Genomic DNA, 17278 nt, shown 5'->3' with positions numbered 1-17278 from the left:
AAGTGCCAATGAATATGCTTGGTGCTTTTTGTTTTACTTGAACAATTATGCGGATTATATGAACAAGGAGATATAGATACGATGACAATCATTGACTTAACATTTCCAAAGCAATTTTGCTCGGTTTCCCAGGAAGGCGAAGCGGAATTACTCGAAGAGGTACCGGCATCCGTGTTGCTCGATGATCAGGCAACCGCCTCCCTCATGGACAGGGTGAGCGACGCTTATGAAGCGACCAACAAGCTGTTGCCTGCTTCTGTATTGGGCTTATCTTTATTTGGTTTATGTGGGACCCAATTGTATGTGCTGGCCCGCTACAATTCTTTGCTATCGCTTAGTCTGGATCGCTTAACGCTTCAAATAGCATTATACAATCGGCAGATACCTTATATGGCATTCAAAATGAATAATCTTGCATTAGAGGCTTCTTTTAGCAAAACGGATATACTGGACCAGCTAACTGCCAGTGTAATAAATCCGGTGGGGAGAATCAGCCGGTTGGCAGGGGTGAAGTCCAGCCTCATTTATAACCAATATGGGGCAAGGATGAGCATGCTTGAGCAATCGTTCTTGCAACAGGAGAATTTGCAGGCGTATGCCAATCAGTTCATTGATTATCTGCAATGGTATAAGCAGATTCCTGGAACTTATTTTCAAGGCGGCATAAACCCTTTTATCCATACGCCTGTATATATCAGCCATCCATTTGTTGAAGGGGAACAAATGATGCTCCGATCCGCTTGTTGTATGTATCATTGTAGAAAAGGCGGGCAAAAATGTTATAATTGTCCGGCTTTGACGGCGGCAGCCAGACAGAAAATACGGGAAGAGATGCACCAATCCTAAATGGGGCGAAAAAGCGCCCCGCCGTCATAATGAATTGGGTGCCGTTCATATACATGCAAGGGAAGTGCCTAAAATAAGGAGGGGTTTGATGGGAAAAACGGCTATTTTTGCACATCGCGGTTCAGCAGGGACGCACCCGGAAAACACCATGATTTCGTTCGAGGAAGCAGTTGCCGCTGGAGCGGATGGGATTGAGCTGGATGTGCAGCTGTCGAAGGATGGTGTGCCGGTTGTCATCCATGATGAAAAGCTGAACCGTACGACGGATGGCAAGGGATATGTAAAGGATTTAACATGGAAGGAATTATCCTCGCTGAATGCCTCTGTTGCCCATAAAAAATTCGGTATAAACAGAATTCCTGCCTTAGAGGAGGTATTGCGATTTCTCAAAGGTACCAATCTTCAACTGAATATTGAGTTGAAAAATGGTGTCTTTCTCTATCCGGGAATGGAAGAAACGGTGATTGCCATGATCAGGTCCTTCAAGATGGAAGAACGCATTATTTTATCTTCGTTTAACCATTACAGCCTGGTCCATTGCTTCAGGCTCGCTCCAGAGATAGAGACAGCCCCCCTTTACCGGGATGGCCTGTACATGCCGTGGGTTTATGCCAGGGCCATCGGTGCCAAGGGCATGCATCCAAGCATAAAAGCAGCTCCCGAGCCAATCATTGTCCAGGCAATGGCTGAAGGGATTGCAGTCAGGCCGTATACAATCAACGATGAAGCTATGATGCGCTCATTATTCTCGATAGAGTGCAGTGCTTTCATCACTGATTATCCGAAAAAAGCGGTTCAGATAAGAAAGGATTATTGACTACATACATATCCTTTTTCTCCTCAATAAAGAAGCGGCTGGCGCTGTAGCCAACCGCTTTTAATATGCCAAATTCATAGATGCAAGTGTGGGAATCTTCATACATTCTTTCTGGTGCTGAATCGTTGCTGTACTTTATTGCGTTTCCGGTCGCGATGCAGAATGAATCCTGCGATGAAACCTATACCGCCAACCATCAGGATGAAGCCGCATAAGAATTGAAGCGTAAGGGAGGGAAATGGGCTTTTTAAAAGGCCAAAAACCATGTCTCTCATTAACTTTATACCTAAAGCGGCAAAAGCACCGGGAATAAATAAAATCAAAAAAGCCAGAAACCTCGCCAATATATACATCCCCTTTTTTTGAAGCCTACTTGTAGGATAGAATATTATAAAAATTTGTCAATAGCCTCTGTTTATCGTAGTATGAAAGCAAATGATGAAATCCTTTTCATGTTTGCTATGAAAGTTTTTGCATAATCGTTTTGCTAACCCATCTGAGAAAGGAAGGTAAATGAATGCAAAAAGTGATGATTGTTGGAGCCGGAAAAGGCGGGACAGCTATAATGAAATTGCTGCTTGAAATTGATTTTTTGAAAGTCGGCGCTGTTGCCGATATGAATCCGGAGGCCCCGGGAATGATTCTTGCCCGCGAACAGGGCATACCCCATGATGTAAACTGGAAAGCGCTGCTGGATGCGACTTTTGACACGATTATCGACGTGACAGGCTGCGAAGATACATTCCAGGAGTTAAGAGCGGCAAAGGATGCCCATACCGTTCTGATTCCCGGTTCAGTCGCCCTCATTATTTCCAAACTGCTCGAAGAGAAAGAAGCGTTAATCGACACGCTGAAAAAAGAATCCCACAGAAGAAATCTCATATTCAACTCCACGGATGAAGGCATGGTAGGCATCGATGCCAATAATAGAATTACCCTTTTCAATAGAAGCGCAGAAGCGATGATCGGTAAAACAAGGATGGAAGCCATCGGCAGACCAATCAATGAGATTATACATAATAGCCGGCTGCCGGAGGTCATTAAAACCGGGAGAATGGAAGCGAATAAAGAACAGGTACTAGAAAACGGCCTGAAAATCATTACCACAAGATTTCCCATGCTGAATGATGAACAGGAAATCATTGGTGCATTCGCTGTGTTTAAAGATATCTCTGAAGTGGTGAGCCTTGCTGAGGAAATCACCGATATGAAAGAGATCCAGACCATGCTCGAAGCGATTATCCAATCAAGTGATGACGCGATTTCCGTTGTTGATGAAAAAGGGCGGGGCATTATGGTCAATCGTGCCTATTCACGCATTACCGGTCTGAGTGAAGAAGAAATCATCAATAAGCCGGCCAACACGGATATTTATGAAGGCGAAAGCATGCATATGAAAGTCCTGAAAACAAGACGCGCTGTCCGGGGTGCCAAGATGCTCGTCGGCCCTAACCGCAAGGAAGTCATCGTCAATGTCGCACCCATTATCGTCGACGGCAAATTAAAAGGCAGCGTTGGCGTCATCCACGATATGTCGGAAATAAAGGAACTGACGCAGGAGCTCAATCGCGCCCGCCAGATCATCAGAACGCTTGAAGCTAAATACACATTTGATGATATTATCGGTGAATCTCAGGAAATGATGCTAGCGATCGAGCAAGGCAAATTAAGCGCAAAGACGCCGGCAACCGTTTTGCTTAGGGGCGAATCCGGGACAGGCAAGGAATTGTTTGCGCATGCCATCCATAACGAAAGCGACCGCAAGTTCAATAAATTCATCCGCGTTAATTGTGCGGCCATATCGGAATCACTTTTGGAAAGTGAATTGTTCGGCTACGAAGAAGGTGCATTTTCCGGAGCAAAAAGAGGAGGGAAAATCGGCCTGCTGGAAGAAGCGAACAACGGCAGCATCTTTCTGGATGAAATCGGAGAAATCAATCTCAACACACAGGTTAAGCTTCTGAGGGTATTGCAAGAGAATGAGATTGTCCGTGTCGGCGGCACCAAACCGGTGCCGATTAATGTCAGGGTAATTGCCGCCACCAATGTGAACCTTGAGAAAGCGATCATGAACGGAAAATTTCGGGAAGACCTGTATTATCGCCTAAACCGGATGCCTATCTACATTCCTGCTCTCAGACAACGAAAGGGTGATTTGCCGCTTTTGGTCAGTTATTTGCTGCGGAAGCTAAACCAGGAATACGGCAGGAACGTGGAAGGCGTAACAGAGAGGTTTTTGGAGAAGTTAAGCGAATACCATTTCCCCGGCAATGTGCGTGAATTGGAGAATATCCTTGGTAGGGCAATCATCTTCATGAAATATAACGAATCAATGATCGATCTTCACCATATCCCTGATTTTATGCATAAATTGCTGCCTAAACAGACAGAACCGGAGAATCATGCCATTGGATTTAGCGGCAAGCCTTTGCAGGAAAGAGTAAATCTGTATGAAAAAATGCTCATTGAGGAAGCGCTTGCCGAAGAGCAGGGCAATAAAACAGCCGCTGCTCGAAAATTAGGGATTTCCGTAAGAAATTTGTATTACAAAATCGAAAAATGGGAGCTTGAAGAAACTAGCATGCAATAATTTGCAGACTATGAAAGGAATTGCACGTTATTATATTGGTAACAAATGATTAAGCTTGCAAGATCCCTTGTGCTGACAACTAAGAATACATTTTTGTATGTTGGCATGAGATTTGCATATATAGTATTTGTCAACGTGAGGACAGAAAGGCCTGAGTAAAATGAATCTACAACAAGTAGTGGAACAAGCAGCCAAAAGCGAAAAAACGATAGTGGCTGTTGCAGCAGCGCACGACCAGGAAGTATTGGAAGCGGTTGTGCAGGCAATCGCTCTACAAATTGCCGATTTCAAATTATATGGAGATCATGATGCCATTGAACAAATGTTGGGAAGTATGGCGGATGATAGGGTGAAGGAGCATGTCATCATCATTCCTTGCAAGACAGCTGAAGAAGCTTCGCAAATGGCTGTCAAAGCAGTCCATGATCATGAAGCCCATGTGTTGATGAAGGGAAATGTCCCGACTGCCACCATTTTGAAGGCTGTACTGAATAAAGAATACGGTTTGCGGTCAAGCACAGTTCTTTCACATGTCGCTGCTTTTGAAGTGCCGGGATATGACCGGTTAATCTATGTCAGCGACGCAGCGATGAATATTGCCCCGGATCTTAACCAAAAGGCGGGAATTATCGTTAATGCTGTGAAAACAGCGAAGAAAATGGGTGTTGAAGTGCCGAACGTTTCATGCTTGGCTGCCGTTGAAACTGTCAATTCTGCCATGCAGGCCACGCTTGATGCGGCCGAATTGGTGAAGATGAATAAAGAAGGCATATTGGCCGATTGCATCGTGGAAGGGCCATTGGCACTTGATATCAGCATATCAGAGCATGCTGCTGCACATAAAGGGATTAAAAGTGAAGTGGCAGGCCGTGCGGACATCTTGGTGGTGCCAACCATTGAAGCGGGCAATGTCTTGTATAAATCACTAGTCTATTTCGCAGGTGCCAAAGCAGCTGCAATCATAGCCGGTGCCAAAGCGCCGATTGTATTGACATCCAGAGCCGACAGTGCGGAAACGAAGTTATATTCATTGGCTATGGCCGTTGTTTGCTCACAGAAAAAGTAAAATGTTGGTGGGCAGGGATTTTTATACATTGACCACCGATCATTAATGAACAGATTGCAAAGGGAACAGGGAGGAATTACACATGGAAATCTTTAAATATATGGAGAAGTATGATTATGAACAATTATTATTCTGCCAGGATGAACAATCAGGGCTGAAGGCGATTGTCGCCATTCATGATACTACGCTTGGGCCTGCTTTGGGCGGCACACGCATGTGGTCTTATAAGAGCGAGGACGAAGCAATCGAAGATGCTCTGCGCCTTGCTAAGGGGATGACTTATAAGAACGCTGCTGCAGGTTTGAATTTGGGCGGAGGAAAAACGGTCATTATCGGAGACTCGCGCAAAGATAAAAATGAAGAAATGTTTCGCGCTTTCGGCCGGTTTATCCAGGGCTTGAACGGCCGTTATATCACTGCCGAAGATGTGGGTACAACGGTGGCTGACATGGACTTGATCCATGAAGAAACCGATTTTGTGACAGGGATCTCTCCAGCGTTCGGTTCATCTGGAAACCCTTCTCCGGTGACGGCTTACGGCGTCTTCAGAGGAATGAAAGCGGCCGCCAAGGAAGCATTCGGCTCCGATTCGTTGGAAGGAAAAGTCATTGCCATCCAAGGGGTTGGTAACGTAGCATATAATCTATGCAAATACTTGACTGAAGAAGGGGCATCGATCATCGTTACGGATATCCATAAGGATGCTGTCAAACGTGCAGTTGACGATTTTGGCGCAAAAGCTGTCGACCCTGATGAAATTTACTCAATTGAATGCGATATTTATGCACCTTGTGCGCTTGGTGCAGTCATCAATGATGAAACGATTCCGCAATTAAAGGCAAAAGTGATTGCCGGTGCAGCCAATAATCAATTGAAAGACACAAGACACGGCGACTTGATCCATGAAATGGGCATTCTATACGCGCCTGATTATGTCATCAATGCCGGCGGTGTGATCAATGTAGCCGACGAATTATACGGATACAATCGCGAGCGCGCCATGAAGAAAGTGGAAGGCGTGTACCAAAATATTGAAAAGGTAATCAATATTGCTAAACGTGACGGCGTGCCAACTTATGTGGCGGCCGACCGGATGGTGGAGGAACGGATCGCCAGAATGCGCAATTCCCGTAGCCAGTTCCTTCAAAATCCTAAAAGCATTCTAAATATGAAGAAGTAAAAGCTATAAGGTAGACCTGCCTTCTTAATCGACAGCGAATAAAAAGATGCAGCCATTCTTTTTCAACCATCATTAAGCACAGTTAAATCATCTACATTTAGCTGTACCATTAAACGGAGGTTTATCAGTTGCAAGGTGAAAAAAAGCGGATTTTAGTGATCAATCCAGGATCCACGTCTACAAAAATCGGTGTGTATGACAATGAACTTCCGATTCTGGAAAAGACAATACGCCATGATGCGGACCGAATAAATGAGTTTGATAACATCATTTCCCAGTATGAATTCAGGAAGCAAACAATTCTTGAAGCACTCCACAATGAAGGAATCAACCTATCAAAACTGAGTGCCGTTTGCGGTAGAGGAGGATTGCTCCGCCCGATTGAAGGAGGGACCTATGAAGTCAATGACCTCATGCTGCAAGACCTGAAGGCAGGGTTCAATGGCCAGCATGCCTCCAATCTGGGCGGTATCCTCGCTTACGAAATCGCAATGGGGCTAAATATTCCAGCTTATATTGTCGATCCGGTTGTCGTTGATGAATTGGAACCAATCGCCCGCATCTCGGGATTTGCTTCCATAGAGAGAAAGAGCATATTTCACGCATTGAATCAAAAGGCGGTTGCCCGGCGGGAAGCAGAAAAGTTAGGGAAAAAGTATGAGGAACTTCGCCTAATCGTCGTCCACATGGGCGGAGGGATAACTGTAGGCATCCATCGCAATGGGAGAGTTGTGGATGTCAACAATGGTTTGCATGGAGAAGGACCGTTCAGTCCGGAGCGTGCAGGAACTGTCCCGGCTGGAGACTTAGTGAGATTATGCTTTTCCGGAGATTTTTTCCGCGAAGAAATCATGAAACAGCTAGTCGGCCAGGGCGGCCTTGTTGGCTATCTGGGCACTAACGATGCAATCAAGGTTGAAAAAATGATTGCCAAAGGTGATGAAAGAGCAAAACTGGTTTATTCAGCCATGGCCTATCAAGTAGCGAAGGAAATAGGCTCAGCTGCAGTGGTGCTTGAAGGAGATGTGGACGCCATCATCTTGACAGGCGGGCTTGCCTATGGAAAAAGCTTTATTGATGAAATAACATCCAAAGTCAACTGGATTGCCGACGTAATTGTCCACCCGGGAGAAAATGAATTACAGGCGCTTGCTGAAGGAGCATTGCGTGTTTTGACTGGCAAAGAAGAAGCAAAAATATATAAAATCGATTGAATAGTTTTTCACAAAGCAATTTTTTAGGTAAAATTATAGAAGTGCAGGCTAAGGCAGCCAGTAGGAACTTTATGCCCTTTTTAGGGAAGGGTGCTGGCTGCCTGGCGTGTATGTAAAAGACTCTCCCTAATTGAAGGAGGAACGAACATGGCGACAGAGTATGATGTAGTGATTGTCGGAGGCGGACCGGGAGGATATGTAGCGGCGATCCGCGCTTCCCAACTAGGGTTGAAAACTGCGATTGTTGAAAGGCAAAAACTTGGGGGAACATGTTTACATAAAGGGTGTATCCCGTCCAAAGCATTATTGAGAAGTGCTGAAGTATTTCAGCAGACGAAGAACAGCTTCGATTACGGAATTATTTCCTCTGATCCTTCCCTTGATTTCTCTAAAGTGCAAGAGCGCAAGGAAAGCATCGTATCTACTCTTTATAACGGTATCCAGCATTTGATGAAAAAAGGAAAAATAGATGTATACAATGGCATAGGCCGTATTCTGGGCCCTTCTATTTTTTCTCCTATGCCTGGCACAATATCCGTAGAGATGAACGATGGCAGCGATAATGAAATGCTGATTCCGGCAAATGTCATTATTGCGACTGGTTCAAGACCACGCACTTTGCCGGGGCTTGAACTCGATGGTACATATATAATGTCTTCCGACGATGCGTTAGCGCTCGAGGCCCTTCCCAAAAGCATTGTCATTGTCGGCGGGGGCGTGATCGGGATTGAATGGGCATCCATGCTCAATGATTTTGGTGTAGAAGTTACCGTCATCGAGTATGCCCCGCACATCTTGCCGACAGAAGACCAAGATATTTCAAAAGAAATGCAAAGAATACTAAAAAAGAAAAAAATCAATATTGTCACTAATGCCAAAGTCTTGCCGGAAACGGTAAATCTCAGTGAACAAGTCAGTATCCAGGCAGAAGTCAAAGGTGAATTGAAGACTTTTACAGCGGATAAAATCCTTGTAAGCGTCGGCAGACAGGCAAATATTGAAGGGATTGGCCTTGAAAATACCGAAATCCAAGTGAAAAATGGGTATATCGAAACCAATTCCTTCTACCAAACGAAAGAATCGCATATCTATGCCATCGGCGATTGCATAGGCGGCCTGCAGTTGGCCCATGTCGCTTCGCATGAAGGGATTGCGGCTGTTGAACATATCGCTGGCCAGCATCCTCATGAATTAGATCCTCTTCAGGTGCCTAAGTGCGTATACTCGCATCCTGAAGTAGCCAGTGTCGGATTGACGGAAGCTCAGGCGAGAGAGCAAGGATATTCTGTCAAGGTCGGAAAGTTCCCGTTCAAAGGAGTAGGCAAAGCCCTAGTCCTCGGCGAGAGCGATGGCTTCATTAAAATGATTGCTGATGAGAAAACAGATGACCTGCTTGGAGTGCATATGATCGGGCCACATGTAACGGATATGATTTCAGAAGCAGGCCTTGCTAAAGTCCTTGATGCGACGCCTTGGGAAATTGCCCATACCATCCATCCGCATCCGTCATTATCTGAAGCGGTGGGCGAAGTCGCCCTTGCAGTTGACGGCCTGGCAATCCACTCTTAATCTACTTTTCTCGTAAAAAGGAGGAAACACTATGGAAAATCGACACAAAGACCTTGGTCTTTCAAATGAAAAATTATTGCAGATGTATGAAACCATGCTTCTTTCACGGCGGATCGATGAGCGTATGTGGCTGTTGAACCGTTCTGGTAAAATTCCATTCGTCATTTCCTGCCAAGGGCAGGAAGCCGCACAAGTAGGGGCTGCCTTTGCACTGGATCCGGAAAAGGATTTTGCTCTTCCCTATTACCGGGATGTGGGCGTTGTTCTAACATTCGGCATGACGGCAAAGGAATTGATGCTGTCCGGTTTTGCTAAAGCGGAAGATCCCAACTCAGGCGGCCGCCAGATGCCGGGGCATTTCGGACAGAAGAAAAACCGGATCGTCACCGGCTCCTCGCCAGTAACTACGCAAGTGCCCCATGCTGTCGGATTGGCATTGGCAGGAAAAATGGAAGGAAAAGACTTAGTGACCTTCGTGACGTTCGGAGAAGGATCAAGCAATCAGGGCGATTTCCATGAAGGGGCAAACTTTGCCGGTGTCCATAAGCTGCCAGTCATCTTCATGTGCGAGAATAATAAATATGCGATTTCCGTACCAATCGAGAAACAGCTTGGCTGTGCCAAGGTTTCCGACAGAGCAATCGGATACGGAATGCCGGGCATCACGGTTGACGGCAACGATCCGCTGGAAGTGTATAAGGTGACGAAGGAAGCAGTGGACCGTGCCCGCAAAGGGGAAGGCCCGACATTGATCGAAACCGTTTCTTATCGTTTTACGGCTCATTCCAGTGATGACGATGATCGTGTATATCGTACCCAAGATGAAGTGACGGAAGCAAAAACCAAAGATTCCATTGTCACTTTTGCCGAGTATCTGAAGCATTTCGGCATCTTGACGGACGAAATGGAAATAGCGATGAACGACCGTATCATGAGTATTGTGAACGAAGCAACGGATTATGCGGAAAACGCTCCATATGCAGATCCGGAAAGCGCATTGAAATATGTATACGGTGAAGAGTAAGGAGGGAAAACAATGGCTGTTATTTCATATATTGACGCTGTAACAATGGCAATCAGAGAAGAAATGGAACGCGATGAACGCGTATTTGTATTAGGGGAAGACGTAGGAAAGAAAGGCGGCGTTTTCAAAGCGACGCATGGCTTGTATGAACAATTCGGGGAAGCCCGGGTATTGGACACTCCTCTTGCTGAATCAGCAATAGCCGGAGTTGGGATCGGAGCCGCTATGTATGGCATGCGCCCGATTGCTGAAATGCAATTCGCTGATTTCATTATGCCTGCTGTCAACCAAATCGTATCAGAGGCTGCAAAGATTCGTTATCGTTCCAATAATGACTGGACGTGCCCGATCGTCATCCGTGCGCCATACGGCGGCGGTGTCCACGGCGCTTTATACCATTCGCAATCAGTGGAAGCGATGTTCGCCAACACACCTGGCCTGAAGATTGTTATGCCTTCCACTCCTTACGATGTGAAAGGCTTGCTGAAGGCCGCAGTCCGTGACCCGGATCCCGTCCTTTTCTTCGAGCATAAGCGCGCCTACCGTTTGATTAAGGGAGAAGTGCCTACGGATGATTATGTACTGCCGATCGGCAAGGCAGACGTAAAACGCGAAGGCGACGATATCACAGTTATCACGTATGGCCTTTGTGTGCACCATGCCCTCCAGGCAGCCGAGAAATTGGCTAACGACGGCATCTCTGCGCATATTCTGGATTTGAGAACAGTCTATCCATTGGATAAAGAAGCCATTATTGAAGCCGCTTCGAAGACAGGAAAAGTCTTATTGGTAACGGAAGATAATAAAGAAGGCAGCATTATCGGAGAAGTCGCAGCAATCATCGCCGAGAACTGCCTATTCGACCTTGATGCACCAATCATGCGTTTAGCGGGCCCTGATGTTCCGGCAATGCCGTATGCACCGACTATGGAAAAATTCTTCCTTGTGAATAGTGATAAGGTTGAAAAAGCAATGAGAGAATTAGCTGAGTATTAATTGGAAAAGGGGGTTTCTTAATTGGCTATTGAAACAATGAAAATGCCCCAGTTGGGCGAGAGTGTAACAGAAGGCACTATTAGCAAGTGGCTGGTGGGCCCTGGAGACAAGGTCAACAAATATGATCCAATCGCTGAAGTGATGACGGACAAAGTGAATGCTGAAGTGCCATCTTCTTTCACAGGAATCATTAAAGAACTGAAAGCCGAAGAAGACCAAACATTGGCAGTCGGGGAACCAATCTGCACAATCGAAGTGGACGGGGGCATTGCTGCCGAGGAAACAAAAGCGGAGCCCGCAACTTCTGCAGCTGAAGAAAAAACAACACCTGTCAGAGATATGTCCGACCCAGGCAAGGGAGTGAACGCCGGCCGCTATTCACCTGCCGTCCTTCGCCTATCCCAAGAGCATGGCATCGACCTAACAACTGTAGCAGGAAGCGGCGCCGGCGGCCGTATTACCCGGAAAGACCTGCAAAAGCTGATCGAAAACGGCCAAACACAAAGCAATGCACAAACAAGTGCATCGACAGCAGCGTCTATACCAGCCAAACAGGAGGCTCGTTCTAGTGAAACTCCGGCAGCAAAAGCGCCTGCCCAACCAAAAACCAACGTTACAGCAGCTGCAGGCGATGTGGAAGTGCCGGTCACAGCAGTCCGCAAAGCGATTGCCCATAATATGCTGAAGAGCAAGCAGGAAGCTCCCCATGCCTGGATGATGGTGGAAGTCGATGCAACTAATCTGGTAAAATACCGCGATGCAGAAAAGGCAGATTTCAAGCAAAAAGAAGGATATAACCTGACTTATTTTGCGTTCTTCGTAAAAGCTGTTGCACAAGCACTGAAAGAATTCCCACAAATGAATAGCATGTGGGCAGGGGATAAGATCATCCAGAAACATGATATTAATTTGAATATCGCTGTAGCAACAGAGGATTCCCTATTCGTCCCTGTCATAAAACATGCTGACGAGAAAAGCATTAAAGGCATTGCACGTGAAATCACTGAGCTTGCCGGCAAAGTGAGAAGCGGCAAGCTGAAGCAGGAAGACATGCAGGGAGGAACCTTTACGGTTAACAACACAGGTTCATTCGGATCTGTCCAAAGCATGGGCATCATCAACCATCCACAGGCAGCGATCCTTCAGGTGGAAGCAATCGTGAAACGCCCAGTCATCATCGACGGCATGATTGCCGTGCGTGACATGGTCAACCTCTGCCTATCGCTTGACCATCGAGTACTTGATGGCCTGGTGTGCGGAAGATTCCTTGCCCGCGTTAAAGAAATTATTGAGGGTATGAATAAGGAAAACACATCGATCTATTAATGAAAAGGATTCTCTAGTCCTTCTTCAGGACAGAAGGGAGCCTAAAAAACGAGCATGCGATCTCTTGATTGCATGCTCGTTTTTTAGCTCAGCTGGTTATTGGCATAGTCTTTATAAAAAGAAATGGCCTGAAAACATAATATCAGTTGCGTTTCAGACCACTCAATAACTATTGCTTTTTAAAAACATAGATAAGAATGAGTACATTTAGAGGAAGATGATGGAGATTTTCCGACTCTTTGATTGAACATTGGTTTGTACATATCTTCTTTAACTTCCTGCGCTTATTAAGGCAGTTTTAGGATATAGGAAGAGCTTAATTGATATGTGCGTTTTTGTGGGAATATCCTTTGGAATCATTCAGAGATGTGATATAACGTCCTTTTCCGTAGGGAACACAAAGCGGCGTCCCGAAAATAGGGTCGGCTATGATTTGGCATTCCATGGCAAAAACCTGTTTAACAAGTTCACTATCAATAATATCTTCAGGTTTGCCTTGGGCGCATACGGTGTTATTTTGAATGGCGATAATATGATGTGCATAACGGCAGGCTAAATTTAGATCATGTAAAACCATCACAATTGTTCTTTGTTCCATTTGGTTAAGTTCGTACAATAAATCGAGAATCTCGATTTGATGGGTCATATCTAAGTAAGTGGTTGGCTCATCTAAAAGGATGGTATCTGTATCTTGAGCCAATGTCATGGCAATCCAGGCCCTTTGTCTTTGTCCCCCGGAAAGTTCATCAACCAGTTTATCCTTCAGATCATTCATACCTGTTGCTTCAAGAGCACTGTTAACCTTTTGCTCATCTTCCTTTGACCATTGATTTAGCCAGTTTTGATAGGGATACCGCCCTTGTTTAACAAGTTGAAGAACAGTAAGTCCTTCTGGTGCGTTAGGGGACTGCGGCAGAATAGATAATTTTTTTGCTACACTTTTAGTGGAAAGCTTATCGATTGCTTTTCCTTCCAACAAAACAGAGCCGCCTACAGGCTTCAATAAGCGAGCCATTGAACGCAATAAAGTGGATTTACCACAGCCGTTTCCGCCTATAAGGACGGTGATCTCCCCTTTAGGTATAGCGATATTTAATTCTTTTATAATAATGTGGTTCCCGTAACTCAATGTTAATTGGTTTGTACGGATGATTTCCGACATGTACATCATTCCTATCTGTTTTTTGCTTTAAATAAGAGATAAATAAAATACGGAGCGCCAATTGCCGCTGTAAACACCCCGGCAGGAACTTCCAATGGCGAAAATGCCGTTCTTCCAATTAAATCTGCAACCATAACGAGTATAGCTCCGATACAGGCGGCTGTTGGCAATAGCACGCCGAATGATGAACCGACAAGCCGTCTGGCAATATGCGGAGCCATTAAACCGACAAAGCCGATCCCCCCAGCAAATGCAACGGCCCCGCCAACTAAACAAGTACTAAGCAACAATAGAAGAAATCTGCTTTTTTCCACGGGATTTCCTACCCCAGTTGCTATTTCTTGGCCAAGTTCTTGAATATTGATTATACGTGACGCTATAAAAGCAACCGATAATAAAATAATAGTCCATGGCATTAGAATGGCTATTTGTTCCCACGAAGCCCCATTTACACTGCCTGTAATCCATACATTCGCATCACTTGCTCTATAAATAGGCCCCATCAACATCAAAAGAGTCGTTAAACCCTGCATAAGTGCCGAAATACCGATTCCAATCAATACAAGGCGAAAGGGAGCGACGCCATTGCGCCAAGCCAGTAAATAAACGGAAAAAGCAATAATGGCAGCGCCTAAGAAAGCAGCCAGCGGCATCCAAGCTATACTGACTGTCAATGAATGATTTTGATCGCTGAATAGAGCAAGGAATGCGACTACAAATGCTCCGGCTCCACTCGTTATTCCTATAATATCGGGCGAGGCTAAGGGATTCTTTACGATACCTTGCAATATCCCGCCTGCAACAGCCAATGCCATGCCGGCAAGCAACGCAACAATCACTCTGGGAAGCCGGAAATCAATTATCACTAATTTTTCTAGTTGTGTCCCGCCGCCAAAAAAGACATGCAAAACAGTGAATGGATGAATGTTCATGTCTCCTAAACCAATACTGGCAATGAAAATGATGGCAAGCAAGAGTAGAAGGATCATTATCTTGCTGATTGCCTGTACGTCTATCAAAAATGATACTTTTTTATTGTTTGATTGATAACTGTAGTATTTCTTCATTATTTATTGAACCCCCTTCTGGCTATAACAATAAAAAAGGGTGTTCCAATCAAGGCAGTCATCACACCTACAGGAATTTCACGTGGCATAATAATATACCTTGCAGCAATATCAGCCACAAGTAACAAAATGCCTCCAAGTAATCCTGAATAAGGGATGAGCCAGCGATGATCAATGCCAATCATTTTTCTCGCTATATGTGGAATGACAATCCCAATGAATCCAATCGGACCAGCAATGGAAACAGAACCGCCTGCAAGCAAGATGACGATAATAGCTATTGTCAGTTTTAGAAAACCAAGTTTGATCCCAAGCCCTTTTGTTACGTCGTCACCCATTGCTAAAACATTCATTTTAGCAGAAATAACGAGGGAGGCTAGCCATCCTATCAATAAATAGGGGAATACAGCACTCAAAATGTCTAAACTCCTGCCTTGGACCGAACCGGAAAGCCAAAACAAGACTTGATCGAATCCGGCTTCGTTAGTTGCTAACAATCCTTGGGTGAAAGAGGCAAAGAGAGCGCTTAAAGCTGCTCCGGCAAGAGTAAGCTGCATGGGAGAAGAGTTGTTCCCCCCATTGGTGCCAATCATATAGACAAGAATTGCCGAGATGGCTGCGCCAAGAAAAGCAATCCATGTGAATGTTTGTAAACTAGCGGAATGTATGAAGGTCACACTTAATACAACAGCAAATCCAGCACCGGCGTTTATTCCTAAAATACCAGGTGAAGCAAGAGGATTTTTTGTCAGCGTTTGCATTAAAACCCCTGTTATTGCTAATGAAGATCCAACTGCCGTAGCGATCAACGCACGCGGTAAACGAACAGATTCGATGATAATATGTTCATTGCTTCCATTGAAATGTGTAAATGCATGAATCGCCGTTTTAAAGGAAGTGTCACTATATCCATATACAATGCTCAAACCCATACATATCAAAAGGAGCATGAGTGTGAAAAGAAAGCCTATTATTTTTTGAGCATTCGTTTTAAAGAGCATAGTCTACCAACCAATCTTTTAGATTTTGATAAATTGAAACTTTGATAGGTGGGGGGCATTCAACCCCCACCTATCATTAGTTGAACCAATCGCATTTGTACTGTCGCTTAACATTTCTTCATATTCATTCTCGCGTTGAAGTGGGATTCTTAGCGCCAGTTAGAATGGCATAAACCGATATTAATGAAGACAGGTTGTAAAATATTGCAAGAGTTACGTTGACAAGTCTTTTACCATGTTTTAGTATTAGAATGTAATTGAGAATGAATATCAATATCATTTTCTAAGTAATATATTACCATACAACTCAGGGGGAGAAAAGATGAAAAAGAATATTCAGATAGTTTTATCTGTATTTTTTTTGATTGCTCTGCTAGCTTTAACGGGATGCGGCAAGGAAAAAAATGAAGAAAACGCAGCTGGCGAGAAAAGCTATACAGTGGAACATGCAATGGGGAAAACGAAAATAGTGGGAGAACCAAAAAAGATCGTTGTTCTGACAAATGAAGGAACGGAAGCATTGCTCTCCTTAGGAATTAAGCCTGTTGGTGCGGTTCAATCATGGGTGGGGAACCCTTGGTACGACCATATTAAAGATGACATGAAAGACGCAGAGGTTGTCGGGGTTGAACATGAAGTAAATCTTGAAAAGATTGCATCGTTAAAACCAGATTTAATTATTGGCAATAAAATACGCCAAGAAGCTGTCTATGATAAATTGAGTAAAATCGCTCCGACTGTATTTGCTGAAACGCTTAGAGGCGATTGGAAAGAGAACTTTGCGTTATATGCAAAAGCAGTTAATAAAGAAGAGCAAGGAAAGAAAGTACTTAGCGATTATGAAGAAAAAGTAGTAAATGTAAAAGAAGCTTTAGGGGATAAAGTAAATCAAGAAATTTCAATGGTTCGTTTTATGACGGGCATTACACGGATCTATTATACGGATTCTTTTTCGGGGGTCATTTTTGAAGAACTAGGATTTAAACGTGCCCCACAACAAGAAAAATTATTCAAAGAAGATAATAAGCTAGGAAAGCTTGCTATAGAAGTCGGCAAAGAAGTTATTCCTGAAATGGATGCGGATACACTATTTTATTTCACTTATACGCCTGAAGGCGACAATAAAGCCTTAGAAACAGAAAAGGAATGGATTAATGATCCTCTTTGGAAAAATCTAAATGCTGTAAAGAATAATAGAGCATACAAAGTAGATGATATCATCTGGAATACAGCAGGGGGCGTTTTGGCAGCCAATTTAATGTTAGATGAGATTAAAGAGTTATTTGCTAAACAAAATTAAAAAATAATTTAAAGCATGGTCACAGCAAAAAATGTAGTAGATTTGCAGTGATCATGCTTTTTGAAATGTTTTTTTAATAGTTCTTTATTGCAATCTTTTGCCGGTCCAGATCCTAAGGTG

At 44.4% G+C, this 17278-nt stretch carries 15 protein-coding genes; 11 read left to right on the top strand and 4 right to left on the bottom strand.

From position 1 onward, the window contains the following. Positions 1 to 81 precede the first annotated feature (81 nt). Complete coding sequence (locus BN1765_RS13965) at positions 82 to 846, top strand: hypothetical protein (RefSeq protein ID WP_050615705.1); 765 nt, start codon at positions 82 to 84, stop codon at positions 844 to 846. Positions 847 to 934: 88 nt separating this feature from the next. Continuing rightward, positions 935 to 1663: a glycerophosphodiester phosphodiesterase gene (locus BN1765_RS13960; protein ID WP_050615704.1), complete on the top strand. Its 729-nt coding sequence runs from the start codon at positions 935 to 937 to the stop codon at positions 1661 to 1663. Between the two features lie 98 nt (positions 1664 to 1761). Here the strand turns inward: BN1765_RS13960 and BN1765_RS13955 are convergent, their stop codons facing one another. After that, complete coding sequence (locus tag BN1765_RS13955) at positions 1762 to 2007, bottom strand: DUF2627 domain-containing protein (protein WP_050615703.1); 246 nt, start codon at positions 2005 to 2007, stop codon at positions 1762 to 1764. 173 nt (positions 2008 to 2180) lie between these two features. Here BN1765_RS13955 and BN1765_RS13950 point away from each other — a divergent pair, with 173 nt between their 5' ends. The 8 genes from BN1765_RS13950 to BN1765_RS13915 all read left to right on the top strand — a co-directional run bounded on the left by BN1765_RS13950 (position 2181) and on the right by BN1765_RS13915 (position 12628). Continuing rightward, positions 2181 to 4253, top strand: coding sequence for a sigma-54 interaction domain-containing protein (locus tag BN1765_RS13950; RefSeq protein WP_050615702.1), 2073 nt, complete (start codon positions 2181 to 2183; stop codon positions 4251 to 4253). Between the two features lie 160 nt (positions 4254 to 4413). Next, positions 4414 to 5319 (top strand): phosphate butyryltransferase, encoded by a 906-nt coding sequence (gene yqiS / locus BN1765_RS13945; RefSeq protein ID WP_050615701.1) that lies wholly within the window; start codon positions 4414 to 4416, stop codon positions 5317 to 5319. A gap of 82 nt (positions 5320 to 5401) precedes the next feature. Then, positions 5402 to 6499, top strand: a complete 1098-nt coding sequence (gene bcd, locus BN1765_RS13940; protein ID WP_050615700.1) for a branched-chain amino acid dehydrogenase — start codon at positions 5402 to 5404, stop codon at positions 6497 to 6499. 128 nt (positions 6500 to 6627) lie between these two features. After that, positions 6628 to 7713 (top strand): butyrate kinase, encoded by a 1086-nt coding sequence (gene buk, locus BN1765_RS13935; RefSeq protein ID WP_050615699.1) that lies wholly within the window; start codon positions 6628 to 6630, stop codon positions 7711 to 7713. 147 nt (positions 7714 to 7860) lie between these two features. Further along, entirely contained in the window at positions 7861 to 9282 is a 1422-nt protein-coding gene (gene lpdA, locus BN1765_RS13930; protein ID WP_050615698.1) for a dihydrolipoyl dehydrogenase, read from the top strand. Between the two features lie 31 nt (positions 9283 to 9313). Further along, on the top strand, positions 9314 to 10306 hold the full coding sequence (locus BN1765_RS13925; RefSeq protein WP_050615697.1) for a thiamine pyrophosphate-dependent dehydrogenase E1 component subunit alpha: 993 nt from the start codon (positions 9314 to 9316) through the stop codon (positions 10304 to 10306). Positions 10307 to 10318: 12 nt separating this feature from the next. Then, positions 10319 to 11302 (top strand): alpha-ketoacid dehydrogenase subunit beta, encoded by a 984-nt coding sequence (locus BN1765_RS13920; RefSeq protein WP_050615696.1) that lies wholly within the window; start codon positions 10319 to 10321, stop codon positions 11300 to 11302. Positions 11303 to 11323: 21 nt separating this feature from the next. Further along, positions 11324 to 12628, top strand: coding sequence for a dihydrolipoamide acetyltransferase family protein (locus tag BN1765_RS13915; RefSeq protein ID WP_050615695.1), 1305 nt, complete (start codon positions 11324 to 11326; stop codon positions 12626 to 12628). Between the two features lie 316 nt (positions 12629 to 12944). On the opposite strand, the gene BN1765_RS13910 is transcribed toward BN1765_RS13915, so the two are convergent. The 3 genes from BN1765_RS13910 to BN1765_RS13900 are packed head-to-tail and all read right to left on the bottom strand — an operon-like array spanning position 12945 to position 15858. Beyond that, a complete protein-coding gene (locus tag BN1765_RS13910) occupies positions 12945 to 13790 on the bottom strand; it encodes an ABC transporter ATP-binding protein (RefSeq protein WP_147554205.1) in 846 nt (281 codons plus the stop codon). An 11-nt stretch (positions 13791 to 13801) separates the two neighbouring features. Continuing rightward, entirely contained in the window at positions 13802 to 14857 is a 1056-nt protein-coding gene (locus tag BN1765_RS13905) for a FecCD family ABC transporter permease (protein WP_050615694.1), read from the bottom strand. Next, positions 14857 to 15858 (bottom strand): FecCD family ABC transporter permease, encoded by a 1002-nt coding sequence (locus BN1765_RS13900; RefSeq protein WP_050615693.1) that lies wholly within the window; start codon positions 15856 to 15858, stop codon positions 14857 to 14859. Before BN1765_RS13900 ends, BN1765_RS13905 begins: the two co-directional genes overlap by 1 nt. A 322-nt stretch (positions 15859 to 16180) precedes the next feature. Between BN1765_RS13900 and BN1765_RS13895 the strand changes: the two genes are divergently transcribed. Then, positions 16181 to 17158, top strand: a complete 978-nt coding sequence (locus BN1765_RS13895; protein WP_050615692.1) for an ABC transporter substrate-binding protein — start codon at positions 16181 to 16183, stop codon at positions 17156 to 17158. Positions 17159 to 17278 lie beyond the last annotated feature (120 nt).

Source organism: Bacillus testis, from assembly GCF_001243895.1.
GTDB classification, from domain to species: domain Bacteria; phylum Bacillota; class Bacilli; order Bacillales; family DSM-1321; genus Bacillus_AD; species Bacillus_AD testis.
The sequence above is the reverse complement of the archived record's forward strand: the minus strand, read 5'-3'. Positions and strand labels throughout refer to the sequence as shown.